The sequence below is a fragment of the Dyadobacter pollutisoli genome, from assembly GCF_026625565.1.
Taxonomy (GTDB): Bacteria; Bacteroidota; Bacteroidia; order Cytophagales; family Spirosomataceae; genus Dyadobacter; species Dyadobacter pollutisoli.
Map to the genome: position 1 here is coordinate 3,743,980 of NZ_CP112998.1, position 13,397 is coordinate 3,757,376.

Below are 13,397 nucleotides of genomic sequence, written 5' to 3' on the forward strand. Positions count from 1 at the left end.
ATTTTGTGCCATAGCAATTTGAAAAACAAAAAGACATGACCAAAATATTCATCATTAACGGCGGCCAAAACTTCGGACATTCAGGAGGCAGATATAATAACTCCGTCACAGCAACCACAGAGGCCTTTTTTCAAGGAAATAAAGATTTTGAAGTCCGCACGACACATATCAGCAAAGGTTACGTCCCTGCCGAAGAAGTCGAAAAATACAACTGGGCGGACGTGGTGATCTACCACACGCCGGTTTGGTGGTTCCAGCTGCCGCACGATTTCAAAAAATACATTGACGTCGTATTTACAGCCGGTCATAACAAAGGCATTTACCACAGCGACGGACGCAAATTCGACAACCCCGCCATCAATTACGGCACTGGTGGACAGCTGCACGGCAAACACTACATGCTTACTACCAGCTGGAACGCGCCTGCGACGGCATTTACATTACCGGGAGAATTTTTCAATGAAACTAGCGTAGACGATGGCCCAATGTTCGGTTTCCACCGCATGAATGCATTTACCGGAATGAACCCTCTGAAAAGCTTTCATTTTCACGACGTTGAAAAAAATGCGGACGTCAACCGCGACCTGGACTATTACCGGGATCACCTCGCTGAGGTATTCTCCGGTACTAGTTACCTGAGTGCCACTAAACTGGAAACTAAAGAACCCCAATATACTCCGGTTTAACCGCTGTAAACGACACTTGACCCCAGGTGTCGTTTTTTCCAAAAACACCCCTTCGCAAATTTGTCCGGTTATTAATTAAATAATTGGACATGAAAAATTTCTTGCTACTCTTAATCGGCCTCTTTGCATTTCGTCCGCTGCAGGCCCAGCTGGCAACTCAAACGATCCGCGGCGTAATCCGTGACGAGGTGGCGCAATCACCCGTCATTGGCGCGTCGGTCATGCTCATTCAGGCGGAAGGCGCAAACCCCGTCGGTGCGATCACAGACGTGAACGGAGAATTCAAAATAACGGGCATTACTACCGGAAGACATTCATTCAGAATCACTTCCGTCGGTTATGAAGAACAGCGCCTTTCCAATATTATCGTTACCGCAGGAAAGGAAGTCGTCCTGAATGTGACATTGACTGAAATGGTCAAAGAACTGGGCGAGGTAGTGGTCACATCTGACAGAAAAAACGACAAGACCAAAACCAACAATGAACTGGCGCTGGTGAGCGGCCGCTCTTTCAATGTGGAAGATACCAAACGTTACGCGGGCGCGCTGGGCGATCCTTCGCGTATGGCGGCCAACTATGCCGGCGTGGTTTCCGGTAACGATTCACGTAATGATATAGTCGTGCGCGGCAACTCCCCTACCGGTATGCTGTGGCAGTTGGAAGGACTCAACATTCCCAACCCAAACCATTTCGGGTCGCTAGGAAGTACGGGAGGGCCCGTCAGTATGCTCAATAACAACACATTAGATAAATCAGATTTTCTGACCAGCGCATTTCCGTCTCAGTATGGCAATGCATTGTCAGCCGTATTTGACCTGCGTTTGCGGGAAGGTAATAATGCCAAACATGAGTTTTTGGGACAGGTTGGTTTCAATGGTTTTGAAGTCGGGGCAGAAGGGCCATTCTCCAAAAACTCCAAAGCTTCATACCTGGTCAATTACCGTTACTCAACACTGGGCCTTTTCAAAGCGCTTGGTATCAATTTCGGCACAGGCAGCGCGGTTCCTGACTATTCAGATCTGAACTTCAAAGTAGCAGTACCGACCGGAACCAAGGGAAAACTGACGCTTTTCGGTATTGTGGGACAAAGCGATGTGACCTTTCTAGGCAACGAAGTCGATACAACCAACACCAATTTATACGGTACCGAAAACTCAAACACCAGGGTAAAATACGGTACTAACATCTTCGGTGTGAGCTACGAACATACACTCTCACCTAAAACATTTGCTAAACTAACTTTGGGAGCCAGTACAACCAGCCAGGTTTTCAGCGGCGATTCTATCAGCATTGTTACCAGAGAGGCTTTCCTGAGCGGTGAGGCCAGATTTAAAACCCGCAAATACTCGGCAGTGCTGAATATGAAGCACAAGATCAATACAAAGCACAGCTTATATGGTGGTGTCACCGTGGACCTGCTCAATTTTGATCTTTTTAACAGAAATATTTACAATGCCGGCCAATTTGATACCGTTCGGGTGAATGTCAAAGACCAAAGCAACATCATCACGCAGGCTTACGGACAATGGAAGTACCGGATCAACAAGAACTTACAACTGACAACGGGCTTGCACGCGCAGCATTTTAGTTTGAATAACCAGGTCGCTGTGGAGCCAAGGTTCGGTCTTCAATACACTTTCCTGAATGGTCAGTCGCTGAGCGCAGGATATGGGCTGAATAGCCAGGCGCAGAGTACTTACGCCTATTATGTGCAGACGCCAACACCTGCGGGGCCGATTTATACCAACAAAAAGCTGGATTTTACAAAAAGTCACCATTTTGTGCTGAGTTACGAAAACCGGCTGACTGAAAACCTTTTGCTAAAAGTGGAACCTTACTATCAGTCCATTTTCAATGTACCGGTCGAACGCAATAGCTCGTCGTTTTCAGTGCTCAATACCGGCAGTGATTTTGGAAATATGGACGAGGACAGCCTTATCAATAAAGGCACCGGCAGGAATTATGGCGTGGAACTTACATTGGAAAGGTATTTCAACCGCGGCTACTATTTCCTGATCACGACCTCATTATTTGATTCGAAATACAAAGGAAGCGACGGAATTCAGCGAAACACAGCATTTAACAGCCATTATGTACTCAATATTCTGGCAGGTAAGGAAATTAAAATTGGTGCAAATAATATTGTGAGCGCCAGTATCAAAACCACTTTTGTGGGTGGGAAATACATTTCGCCATTGAACCTGGAAGAATCGCGACGTCGCGGCGGGGCCGTGTACGACGAACGCAATGCTTTTTCTCAACGCCAGAACGCATATTTCAGGACGGACGTACGACTTACCTATCGTAAAGAATTGCGCAAAAGCACCATTGAAGCGTCGCTGGACCTGCAAAATGTGAGCGCTGCCAAAAACATATTCCAGCAAACCTACAACCCGCGTACCAACAGCATGGCGACCGAGTATCAGCAGGGATTTTTCCCGGTACCCATGTTCAGGTTCACATTTTAGCCTTGCCGAATGGTCTAATGTTAGTATTTATTTGCGAATTTTAAGGTCAAAGAAAACGACGTGGAGAAAACAATGAGTGAATCCCTATACAAGCTCAATGATGCAAAAATGCGTCTGATCGGCATCCCGTTGCTTTCTTTGATCATTCCTATGGTGCTGAGTTTCGATGATTTTCGGCGACTAAGCGCCAATTACATGCTTTCTGTTGGCATCTCGTTCGTGATTACGGTGGCGCTTTGGGAAGGCAACCGGTACATTATCATGCTTATGCGCCGCATTTTCCCGAATTACAGCCAAACCACCAAAAGGCTGCTTTTTGAAGCGGTACTGGCACTTGCTTACACGCTTGCGACCACATTTATCCTCGATGAGATCCTTTGCAAGACATTCAACGCCCGGACTGGCATCCTGCTGGGCTTCCGGATCAGTTTACTACCTACCCTGCTTGTGTACCTGGTTTATGAAGCTATTTATTTCTTCGAAGCCTGGAAACTGAATGTAAGGAAAACCGAGTCACTGATGCGGGAAGGCATTGAAACCCAGCTCGCTGTACTTAAAAATCAGCTGGACCCGCACTTTCTTTTCAATAGCATGAACACCCTTGCCGCACTGATCGACGATACCAATGTGGATGCGCAGCAATACCTGGAAAGGCTTTCGGATGTATACCGGTATGTGCTCGTGAGCAGGAGCAAAAATACGGTGCAGCTCGACGAGGAAATCACTTTTCTGGATGCCTACGTTTATCTCAACAAGATCAGGTTCAGGGACAATCTGCTAGTGGAAAAGCACATTTCGCCGGATACTTACCGGCAGCATGTGACGCCGCTCAGCATTCAGATGCTCATTGAAAACGCGATCAAGCATAACATTGCCTCCAAGGATAATCCATTGAAAATCAGCATCAGGCAGGAAGGAAATCAATATCTTGTTGTTGAAAATAATATTCAGGAGAAGACGATACTTGAAAAATCGACACGGGTAGGGCTGCAAAATATCATAAACAGGTACAGCCTCCTCACCGAGCGACGGGTAGAGATCATTCAAAGCTCCGAGTTGTTTACGGTCAAAATTCCATTGATCAGCCAGTTGGTTTAAAATCATTTTCTTGCTCCACTGCTGGCGCATGCATAGGAGCCCATTGCCATGAATATGAAAGCATTGATCATTGAAGACGAATATCCCGCAGCCGAGCGGCTCGAAAAATTGCTCAAAAAACTGGACTCTCGTATAGAGATATCCGGTGTGCTGGAAAGTGTCGAATCGGCCAAGCGCTGGTTCAAATCCGGGCAGACGGTGGACATTATTTTTTCCGACATTCAGCTTTCCGACGGACTTAGTTTTCAGATTTTTGAAGATTTTCCGGCACACAGTCCTATCATATTTACCACTTCCTACGACGAGTACGCGATCAAGGCATTCAAAGTAAAAAGCATTGATTACCTCCTGAAACCCATTAAGCTACCCGAACTGGAAGAGGCGATCAAGAAGTATGAGAATTTCAAGCAGGATTTTTCGCCTCAGGCCTATGCCCAAAAAGTGGAATCCATGCTCGATAGTTTGGAAATGAGCCGCAGGACTTATAAAACCAGGTTTTTGGTCAAAAACGGCGAGCAGCTTGTCCCTATACATCAGGAACAGGTGGCGTACTTCTATACGGCCAATGAAATGTCTTGCCTGGTGGCCAGCGATGGTCGGCAGTTTCTGGTAGACTACAATCTTGAAGAGTTGGAATCAATGATCGATCCACTCAGCTTTTTCCGGCTCAACCGCCAGTTCATCGGCCGCATCACCGCCATTCAGAAGATCTACACCTATTTCAATGGCAAACTCAAAGTAGAGCTCCGCCCCGAAACTGCCCAGGAAATTATGGTCAGCAGGGAAAAAGCGCCCGCTTTCAAAGCCTGGCTGGACGAGTAGGAAGCCGCCGACGCGATGGCCAGTTTGAAAGATGATTTTGAAAAAAACTCCGTCCCGGCCTCAACGGATGTACTTTTAGCCACGCCGCTTGTGAATTCAGGGAAGAGTTATCGTTTAGAATTCAAAGCACCTGACCAGGCCGGAGACTATCCATTTATATGTTCTTTCCCGGCACATTGGCGGGTGATGCAGGGGATGTTAGTTGTGAAATATCGGAGTTGAGATTATTGGAATGAGTTGGGCAAGAAAATAAATGTTACTAATATATTGAATGGAATCCATTCAATATGAAGGACAAGTCCCGTCAGGGACGTAATAATGGTAGCAAGGCAGCATGAATGAGGTTTCAAATACCGTAGGTATGTAACATTGTGCACAGTTAAACAAAGAATTCCGTCTGATCAGGCTGTTTTGTCATTTCCCGAAACTGCTTGCGGTAGCCCAAGGGCGCCATTTGGGCAAATTTCCTGAACTGCCGGTAAAAGAAAGGCAGGCTATCGTATCCGCACGCATAGCCGATCTCGGCAATCTGCATGTCGGTTTCGATCAGCATTTTGCTGGCCATCGTGATCCGGTATTCATTTAAAAAAGTAAATAAAGGCTTGTGCATGATCTTGCTGAAAAACCGGGAGAACGCCTCTTCGCTCATATGTACCAGTTCCGCGACCTGCGCCAGGGTGACCTTATCCTGATAGTGCTCCCTAATGTAGCCATACACCAGATTGATCCTTTGATTATCGTCAAAATTGAGTGGATAGGTAAAACCTTGTTCGCATAAAAGCTCTAAATCGCTAGCACCGGCAAGGAAATCAAGTATTTCCAGCAATCGCATCAGTCTTGGAAAGGGAGGTAATGTCGGTAAGCTCTGTACCCAGTCCTGAACCCGTTCCGAAACCGCTGGGCTAAACCGTATACCCTGGCCCGACAGCTGCAAAAGTCGCTGAATGGGTTTAAACTCGGGATTTTCGGTCCAGCCAGCCCCCAGTAAGTCCTCCGACCATTGCACTACCACAGCACGCGCTTTTCCAGGGTTTTCTCCGGTATTTTTCCAGCAATGCGGCAGATTAGGGCCCACCATCACCAAGTCGCCTGCATCAAAATTCTCCATACTGTTGCCTACATAACGTACACCCTGACTATTCAGGATCAGTGTGAGCTCATATTCGGGATGGTAATGCCACGGCGCGTCGAATTCGTCCACTTCATGGAGAAACACGGTGAATGAGTTTTCAGGTGATCTTTGGGTTCTTTCAAAAAGTGCTTTCATGAATTACTGCATTGTACATTGCCTATTATGCATTAATTATAGTTTGATAAAAAAATAACTCTACAAAATAAGCAACTAATTGATCAATATCGGCAATGCGACCAGAAACTGTTTCGCCGATATTTGTCTATGCTTATTCATAGCGACTATTCCTAAACCCATGATTTTAGAAACCACTGACCTGTCCGGATACCATGAACTGGTATCCGACCTTTTTAAACAACCCCTTTCGTCTGATGAATGGGCCCAGTACCGGCTCACCGACGAGCAAATCAGTTTCTTTCACGAAAATGGTTACCTGTCCAACATTAAATTATTGGAACCCTGGCAGGTAGATGTTCTGAATCTGGAACTGACCATTAATACCAACCCGGCGCACCCCGGCCATCATTTATTTTATGAGTTTCATTCCAATGAATCCAGCGATCCGAACTCGGTACTGATGCACGCACTGGGTGCATGGAGGGTTACGGTGGGCTTTCACGATGTACTCTGGAACCCCGCTTTTGTCATGGCGGCGAGCCAGCTGCTTGGTGATACTGCTGTCCGTTTCTGGCATGATCAGTTATTTTGTAAGCCTGCACATCACGGCGGCGTGGTGGCCTGGCACCAGGATTATTCGTACTGGACGCGCACGGTCCCCATGCAGCATCTTACCTGCTGGACCGGCCTGGACGATGCGAGTGTGGAGAATGGATGCCTTTATTATGTACCCAAAAGTCACCGCTGGGGGTTGCTGGACAAGCCGGAGCTGGCTGGCGATATGGAAGGTCTCATGGCCTACCTGACCGATGAGCAAAGGGCAGAATTTAAACCGGTACCCATTGAAATGAAGAAAGGTTACGGCACATTTCATCATCCGCTCATGGTACACGGCTCTTATGAAAACAAGTCGGAAAGATCCAGAAGGGCTTTTGTGCTGAATGTGTTCAGCGACGGTACCACGTCGCAAACGGACGAGGAACTGCTTGCTGGCGTGCCCGTCGTTACCAAAGACCAGAAACTGGACGGACAATTTTTCCCGCTACTTTTTGATCCGAATCTCAATTGATTGTAAAATAACCCACTGATTACAGAAAGAGCCGGAATGTAAAATATTCCGGCTCTTCTTTATTTCAATTCAAAAGTTACACGCCCAGGCTCCATCCTTCGCGATAGTTGCGGCGGACATACTGGTTTACTTCGTCGAAGTTGGTAACCTTCATATTTTGCGCGTCCCAAAGCATTTTCATGTTGCTTCCAGGATACGTAAAGCCTTTTCCGTCTTCTCTTGCTTTCGGCATATCAGCACCGCGGATCGCCAGGTTGGCTCCCAGGATCGCTTCGGTCAATGGGCCAGCCAGCTCAAACGGCGAGCTCAGTTCCATTTTGCCGTATCCTGCGATACATCCTTCCACCCATTGTGCATAGTGACCTTCGGCGCTTCCGGGCACACGGGCAAATTTTTGTTTCACTTTCACTTCCTGCATTTTCGAAAGTGGCAGCAGGCGGGGATTAGCGGCATATTCGCTGGCCATCATCTTGCCTTTTGAACCCACAAACAAGATACCACTGTTACCGTCACCGAACAATTCATTTGGTCCCAGCTCTTCCGGACGTTCCGGCTTGATACCACCGTCCATCCAGTGCATGATCACCGGGCCTTTGGTTTTTGGGGTTTTCGGGAAAGTCAATGTCGCGTGGCTTGACGGCGGGCAGCTGTCAGGGAACACGCCTCTTTTGCCAAATGCCGTGAACACGCTGCCTACGCTGGCTTGCATATCCGTCGCATATTTCAGTCCAAGCACGCGGAACGGAGCCTCCATCAGGTGGCAGCCCAGGTCGCCCAATGCGCCGGTACCATAGTCCCACCAGCCTCTCCAGCTACCAGGGATCAGGTTTTCAACATAATCTTTTTTAGGAGCCGTTCCCAGCCACAAGTCCCAGTCCAGTTCTTTCGGAACGGCAGGCTTGTCGGTCGGCCAGGGAATACCTTGCGGCCAGATCGGCCTGTTGGTCCAGATAAATACCTCGCTTACGTCGCCAATAATGTCAGCGTCGTACCATTCGTGAAGCGTACGCACACCGTCGCCTGACGAACCCTGGTTGCCCATTTGCGTCACGACTTTGTACTTGGCAGCTGCTTCCGTCAGCTTACGGGCTTCATAAATATCGTGCGTCATCGGTTTTTGTACGTACACGTGCTTGCCCAGCTGCATGGCGGCCATGGCTACCACGGCATGGGTATGGTCGGGTGTTGATACCGAAACCGCATCAAAATTTTTGGATTCCTTATCGAACATTTCCCGGAAGTCCTTGTAGTATTTGGCCTTTGGGAAATTGGTTACGCTGGTAGCAGCGCGGCGGTCGTCCACGTCGCAGAGGTATGCGATGTCGGCTTTACCGCTTTTCGCGAAATTGGCAAGGTCGGAAGTTCCTTTACCTCCTACCCCAACACCGGCTACCAGAAGCTTGTCGCTTGGGGCTGTAAAACCTTTCCCGCCCAGCACGTGGCGCGGGACGATCATGATACCCGCTGCGGCAACGGTCGAAGCTTTAATAAAATCCCTTCTCGTCGAAGCAGATTGTTCGTTTTTTGTATTCGGTTTTTCCATTTTTCCAGGTTAAAGATTTAAGGTATTACCATTAAAAGGGAGATCGGGCTATTTTTAATCTGATTAAACAAATTATTATTTTGTTAAGCCCTGCAAAACCTTGGTCATACTATAATCTGATCACCCTTCCTTTGCTCTCAAACCAGGTGTCTTTCACCGCGCCGGTACCGTTAAACCGCATTTGCACGCCTACAATCCCGGTAGTCTTATTTGGAAAAGTAAGCGAATAAGCCTTCACACCATTTACAAACAATGTTGCATGCTTGTTCACGGTTTCCACCCGCAGCTTGGTCCATTCAGTGAGGTTGGCTCCAAATTTCGACAGATCTGCGTCTTTGCTACTTATATATGCCCCGCAGAAAGCGAGCGACATATCACCAATGCAAGGCTTGGCAGCCAGTGGGATGATAATGATATCGTTTTTACATTGAATGAGCACCTGAACCGGCTGGCAGGTGTTGGTACCCTGGTCAAAATTGTTTTTAATAGTAGTCTCAAAAGTGAAATTATCGCTCATCAGATCGCCCATATCGCGCTGATTGAAAAACCGGATCCTGGGTGGTTTGGGATGAAGTGACAGGTTATATTTTTTCAAAAGCTCCTCTTCTACTGACACCATACTGTCTTTCTGGCATTCCTCATTTTTAAAATAAAGCGGTACCGGCTCATCCTCTGCCAGGCAAAGCCATCCCTTGGACGTAATCCACAGATCCTGTGCCTTAACGATCTGGTTATCGGCAATCAGCTTGGTGTTGAAAAAACCAGGGTAATAGTAGATCGCCGAATGTTCATGCCGGTCCTTTGGTACCAGCCGCTTTCTGGTGATATCCCAGGTTTGCACGATAAAAACAGAGTCGGTCACGGCAGCCCGGGCATCGTAATGAAAGACGACTGAATTGGGGACTCCTTCCGCGACCATTTTATCCGTACGAAATGAAAATGCACTGCTATCCAGCGAATTTTGTTTCGAGGAAATCAATGTATAACCAAGCAGGGAGAGCGGTACCAGCGCCAAAAACCAATAATATTGGAAATGTTTGGGCTTAACCGGCATGGCAGGAGTCCGTGGCGGGTCCGCTGGGGGCAATACTGGCTCAATGGTTTGCGAAGTGCTATCCCCGTCAATTTTGGTGTGGGTAATGTCTGTTACCACGGCCTCATTTCGCTTGAAATCCCTCCAATCCGCATAACCGGCATATTGCGCCAGGGTATTTAATGTAGTAAGCGTGGGCGCGTGGTCGTATTTCAGTTTTCCCCAAATACGTTTCAATGTAGAAGTACTCAGCCGGACGCCGGTACTGTCATTGACAATGTCGCTCAGTTTTTCAAAATCATAGTGGACCCAGCCCTCACTGCTTCCCCAGCCCAGTTTCGACTCGATCAGCAGCAGGCAACGGTTTATTTCAGGTTCTTCTCCGTTTTTGGCCATTTGGATAACAGAAAATAATTTGCACTGATTTGACTTGAATTTGAACAATCAAAAATAGACCATTTAACCGAATTTTGCAGGAGTCTTTAACTCAATGTCAAATCGATTAGCCTATGAAATCCTTGGTAACATTATTTCTGATCTATCTCTTCGCTTGCCAGGCATCTGCCCAAACTGTCCGCCCCGATCTCCATTCGCCCGACATTTGGAATGTAACCAACAGAAAAACTGAAATCATCACTGAATCCGGCAAGAAAGTACTTCGGGTCAATGAAGCCGTCAATGATGGTCTCGTGACGTTAAAAGATCATTCATTTGTCAATGGTACTATTGAATTTGACGTGAAAGGAAGGAATGTGCTGCAAAAAAGTTTTGTGGGCGTGGCCTTCCATGTTCAGGATGCGAAACATTATGAAGTAGTTTATTTTCGTCCATTCAACTTTATGAACCCTGACACAGCTCGCAGACTGAGAGCAGTTCAATATGTGTCGATGCCTGACTATCCCTGGGAAAAGCTTCGGGCCGATACGCCGGGCAAGTATGAAAAAAGGGTGAATCCCGTGCCAGACGCAGAGGACTGGTTTCACGCGAAAATCATCGTCAATGGCAAATCCGTGAAGGTTTTTGTTAACAATGCGACCGACCCGTGCCTGGAAGTGGAGCGTTTAGGCACCCTGGCCTCGGGTAACATCGCCCTCTGGACTGGTAACTCTTCGAATGGTTCTTTTGCCAATTTAGAGATTACACCAGCGAGGGAATGATACATTGATTAAATTAAGGGCTTGATTTTTATACATTCAGATCAAATGATAAAACTGATCTTTTTATGAAAATAGCCACATATAATGTCAATGGAGTAAATGGACGTCTGCCGGTACTGCTTCGCTGGCTTGCTGAAAGCCAGCCGGATGTAGTTTGTTTGCAGGAATTAAAAGCCCCGGAGGAGAAATTTCCTGAACAAGCGATACTGGATGCAGGTTACAATGCGATTTGGCATGGACAAAAAAGCTGGAACGGTGTAGCAATATTGGCCCGCAATGCAGAGCTGCAGGAAGTACGGCGGGCGTTGCCCGGCGATGAAGAGGATTTGCACAGCCGGTACATCGAAGCGATCGTTAACGGAATACTGGTTGCGTGCCTGTATCTACCCAACGGCAATCCTGCTCCCGGACCCAAGTTGGACTATAAAATGAAATGGTTCGAAAGACTGACCATTCATGCCGCCGAGTTAATGGAATTTGGCGTGCCCGTGGTGATGGCTGGCGACTATAATGTGATGCCGACCGAGATCGACGTGTACAAACCCGAACGCTGGGTAGACGATGCATTGTTCCGCCCCGAAGTCCGCGCTGCTTTTAAAACGCTGGTCGACCAGGGCTGGACCGACGCCTTGCGCAAACTGCACCCTAACGAGGTCATTTATACATTCTGGGACTATTTTCGCAATGCATTCGGACGGAATGCAGGCCTGCGCATCGATCATTTTCTGCTTAGCCCCCATCTGGACAAGCGCCTGCTAGCCGCCGGGGTCGATCGTCACGTGCGCGGCTGGGAGAAAAGCAGCGACCACGCCCCCACCTGGATTGAGCTGGCAGACGAGTAAGCCCAAGGCTTCACCCTTGGGCTAAGTCCGCGGGGGAACTTATATGTTAATTTTTTAATAATTAATTACAAAAATTTGCTTTTGGTATTTTCTGACTTTACTTTTGAATGAAATTAAGTTAGTGCGTTAAGATATATGAAAAGAGACTCTATCCGCTGGTTTGTAGTCATGATGGTATTTGTTGCCACGGGATTGAGTTTTCTCGATCGGCAGGTGCTTTCCATCGCGATCATCAGGATCCAGAAAGAGTTTGGTTTCAATGATATAGAGTACGGCTGGGTCAACACCAGTTTTTTGCTCAGCTATGCATTCATGTTCACAGCAGGCGGCTGGCTGATCGACCGGATCGGGGCAAAAAAAGGCCTTGCAGTGGCCGTGGGCGTATGGTCGGTGGCTAATGCAATGCATGGCGTCATGAACAACCTATCGCAGCTTATTGCTTTCCGGTTCTTTCTGGGTATGGGCGAAGGCGCCTGTTTTCCCGGAGCCGCCAAGACGGTATATGATTGGTTTGACAAAAAAGAAAGGGCGTTGGCCAACGGAATCGCCATCGGAGGCTCTGCCATCGGGGCGGTAATTGCGCCTCCCCTCACGATCTGGATCTCGGAATATTTCGGCTGGCGTGCTGGTTTTGTGATCCCGGGGCTGGTTGGTATAGTCTGGGTAGCAGTTTGGCTAATGATTCCCTGGCAAAAAACAGTTTCGAACATTGCCGTCCGTCAGGAAGTCGCCGAAACTACGGGTAACATTCCATTCTCTACAATATTGAAATTAAAAGAAACCTGGGTATTCATTTTCATGCGCTTTTTGCTTGATCCGGTAATGTATTTTATGCTGTTCTGGATACCAAAATACCTGAATCAGGTGCGCGGTGTGCCTTTTGAACAAATCGGTGGGTTGTTCTGGATACCGTTTCTGGCGCTGGGCGTCGCCAATGTACTGGGTGGTTTTCTGTCGGACAGGCTGGTAAAAAGTAATTTCAGCATTAACAAGGCCCGCAAAACGGTCATGGGATTCGCGGCAGCACTGACGCTGGCAGTTCCATTGACCGAGTACACATCCGAAGTTGCGGTTGCCGTAGCGATGATGGCGGTTTATATGTTTGCGCATGGCTTTTGGATCACCAATTACATTACCTGCATTTCGGATATGTTTGGCCCAAAAGCTACGTCCACGGTCGTGGGACTTTCGGGTACCGCCGGGGCGATTTCGAGTCTGGTACTCAACCCATTGATCGGCAAAATCGTGCAGGATTACTCTTACAGACCCATGTGGATCGCCGCGGGGCTGCTATACCCGGTTGCATTCGCGGCCTTTGTTTTGTTAATACCCAAAATCCGGTTCCTGTTTCAGGAAGTTGAAACTGCGCAGGTAAGCTCGGACGTGATCACGAATTAAAAAATTTTGTCTGAAATAACTTAGTGCGTTAA

At 47.7% G+C, this 13,397-nt stretch carries 12 protein-coding genes; 9 read left to right on the forward strand and 3 right to left on the reverse strand.

Features of this window, described 5'->3' with window-relative positions:
* Window positions 1–35: 35 nt before the first annotated feature.
* The 5 genes from ON006_RS15295 (at window position 36) to ON006_RS15315 (ending at window position 5,296) form a co-directional block, all read left to right on the forward strand.
* Complete coding sequence (locus ON006_RS15295; protein ID WP_244823059.1) at window positions 36–686, forward strand: NAD(P)H-dependent oxidoreductase; 651 nt, start codon at window positions 36–38, stop codon at window positions 684–686.
* 89 nt (window positions 687–775) lie between these two features.
* Entirely contained in the window at window positions 776–3,154 is a 2,379-nt protein-coding gene (locus ON006_RS15300) for a TonB-dependent receptor (protein WP_244823058.1), read from the forward strand.
* 72 nt (window positions 3,155–3,226) lie between these two features.
* Window positions 3,227–4,252: a sensor histidine kinase gene (locus tag ON006_RS15305; RefSeq protein ID WP_244823057.1), complete on the forward strand. Its 1,026-nt coding sequence runs from the start codon at window positions 3,227–3,229 to the stop codon at window positions 4,250–4,252.
* A 54-nt stretch (window positions 4,253–4,306) separates the two neighbouring features.
* Complete coding sequence (locus ON006_RS15310) at window positions 4,307–5,074, forward strand: LytR/AlgR family response regulator transcription factor (RefSeq protein ID WP_244823056.1); 768 nt, start codon at window positions 4,307–4,309, stop codon at window positions 5,072–5,074.
* A gap of 15 nt (window positions 5,075–5,089) precedes the next feature.
* Window positions 5,090–5,296 (forward strand): plastocyanin/azurin family copper-binding protein, encoded by a 207-nt coding sequence (locus tag ON006_RS15315; protein ID WP_244823055.1) that lies wholly within the window; start codon window positions 5,090–5,092, stop codon window positions 5,294–5,296.
* Between the two features lie 157 nt (window positions 5,297–5,453).
* Here ON006_RS15315 and ON006_RS15320 read toward each other — a convergent pair whose 3' ends face one another.
* The gene (locus ON006_RS15320; RefSeq protein ID WP_244823054.1) at window positions 5,454–6,341 is read right to left on the reverse strand and encodes an AraC family transcriptional regulator; all 888 of its coding nucleotides are present in this window, start codon (window positions 6,339–6,341) and stop codon (window positions 5,454–5,456) included.
* 160 nt (window positions 6,342–6,501) lie between these two features.
* On the opposite strand from ON006_RS15320, the gene ON006_RS15325 reads away from it, so the two are divergent.
* Window positions 6,502–7,392, forward strand: coding sequence for a phytanoyl-CoA dioxygenase family protein (locus ON006_RS15325; protein ID WP_244823053.1), 891 nt, complete (start codon window positions 6,502–6,504; stop codon window positions 7,390–7,392).
* A gap of 76 nt (window positions 7,393–7,468) precedes the next feature.
* On the opposite strand, the gene ON006_RS15330 is transcribed toward ON006_RS15325, so the two are convergent.
* Both ON006_RS15330 and ON006_RS15335 read right to left on the reverse strand, forming a co-directional pair.
* The gene (locus ON006_RS15330; RefSeq protein ID WP_244823052.1) at window positions 7,469–8,935 is read right to left on the reverse strand and encodes a Gfo/Idh/MocA family protein; all 1,467 of its coding nucleotides are present in this window, start codon (window positions 8,933–8,935) and stop codon (window positions 7,469–7,471) included.
* A 109-nt stretch (window positions 8,936–9,044) separates the two neighbouring features.
* Window positions 9,045–10,364, reverse strand: a complete 1,320-nt coding sequence (locus tag ON006_RS15335; protein ID WP_244823051.1) for a hypothetical protein — start codon at window positions 10,362–10,364, stop codon at window positions 9,045–9,047.
* Between the two features lie 113 nt (window positions 10,365–10,477).
* Here ON006_RS15335 and ON006_RS15340 point away from each other — a divergent pair, with 113 nt between their 5' ends.
* The 3 genes from ON006_RS15340 (at window position 10,478) to ON006_RS15350 (ending at window position 13,365) form a co-directional block, all read left to right on the forward strand.
* On the forward strand, window positions 10,478–11,125 hold the full coding sequence (locus ON006_RS15340) for a 3-keto-alpha-glucoside-1,2-lyase-like domain-containing protein (RefSeq protein WP_244823050.1): 648 nt from the start codon (window positions 10,478–10,480) through the stop codon (window positions 11,123–11,125).
* 65 nt (window positions 11,126–11,190) lie between these two features.
* On the forward strand, window positions 11,191–11,967 hold the full coding sequence (xth, locus tag ON006_RS15345) for an exodeoxyribonuclease III (protein WP_244823049.1): 777 nt from the start codon (window positions 11,191–11,193) through the stop codon (window positions 11,965–11,967).
* A gap of 135 nt (window positions 11,968–12,102) precedes the next feature.
* Window positions 12,103–13,365: an MFS transporter gene (locus ON006_RS15350; protein WP_244823048.1), complete on the forward strand. Its 1,263-nt coding sequence runs from the start codon at window positions 12,103–12,105 to the stop codon at window positions 13,363–13,365.
* The last annotated feature ends 32 nt before the right edge of the window (window positions 13,366–13,397 follow it).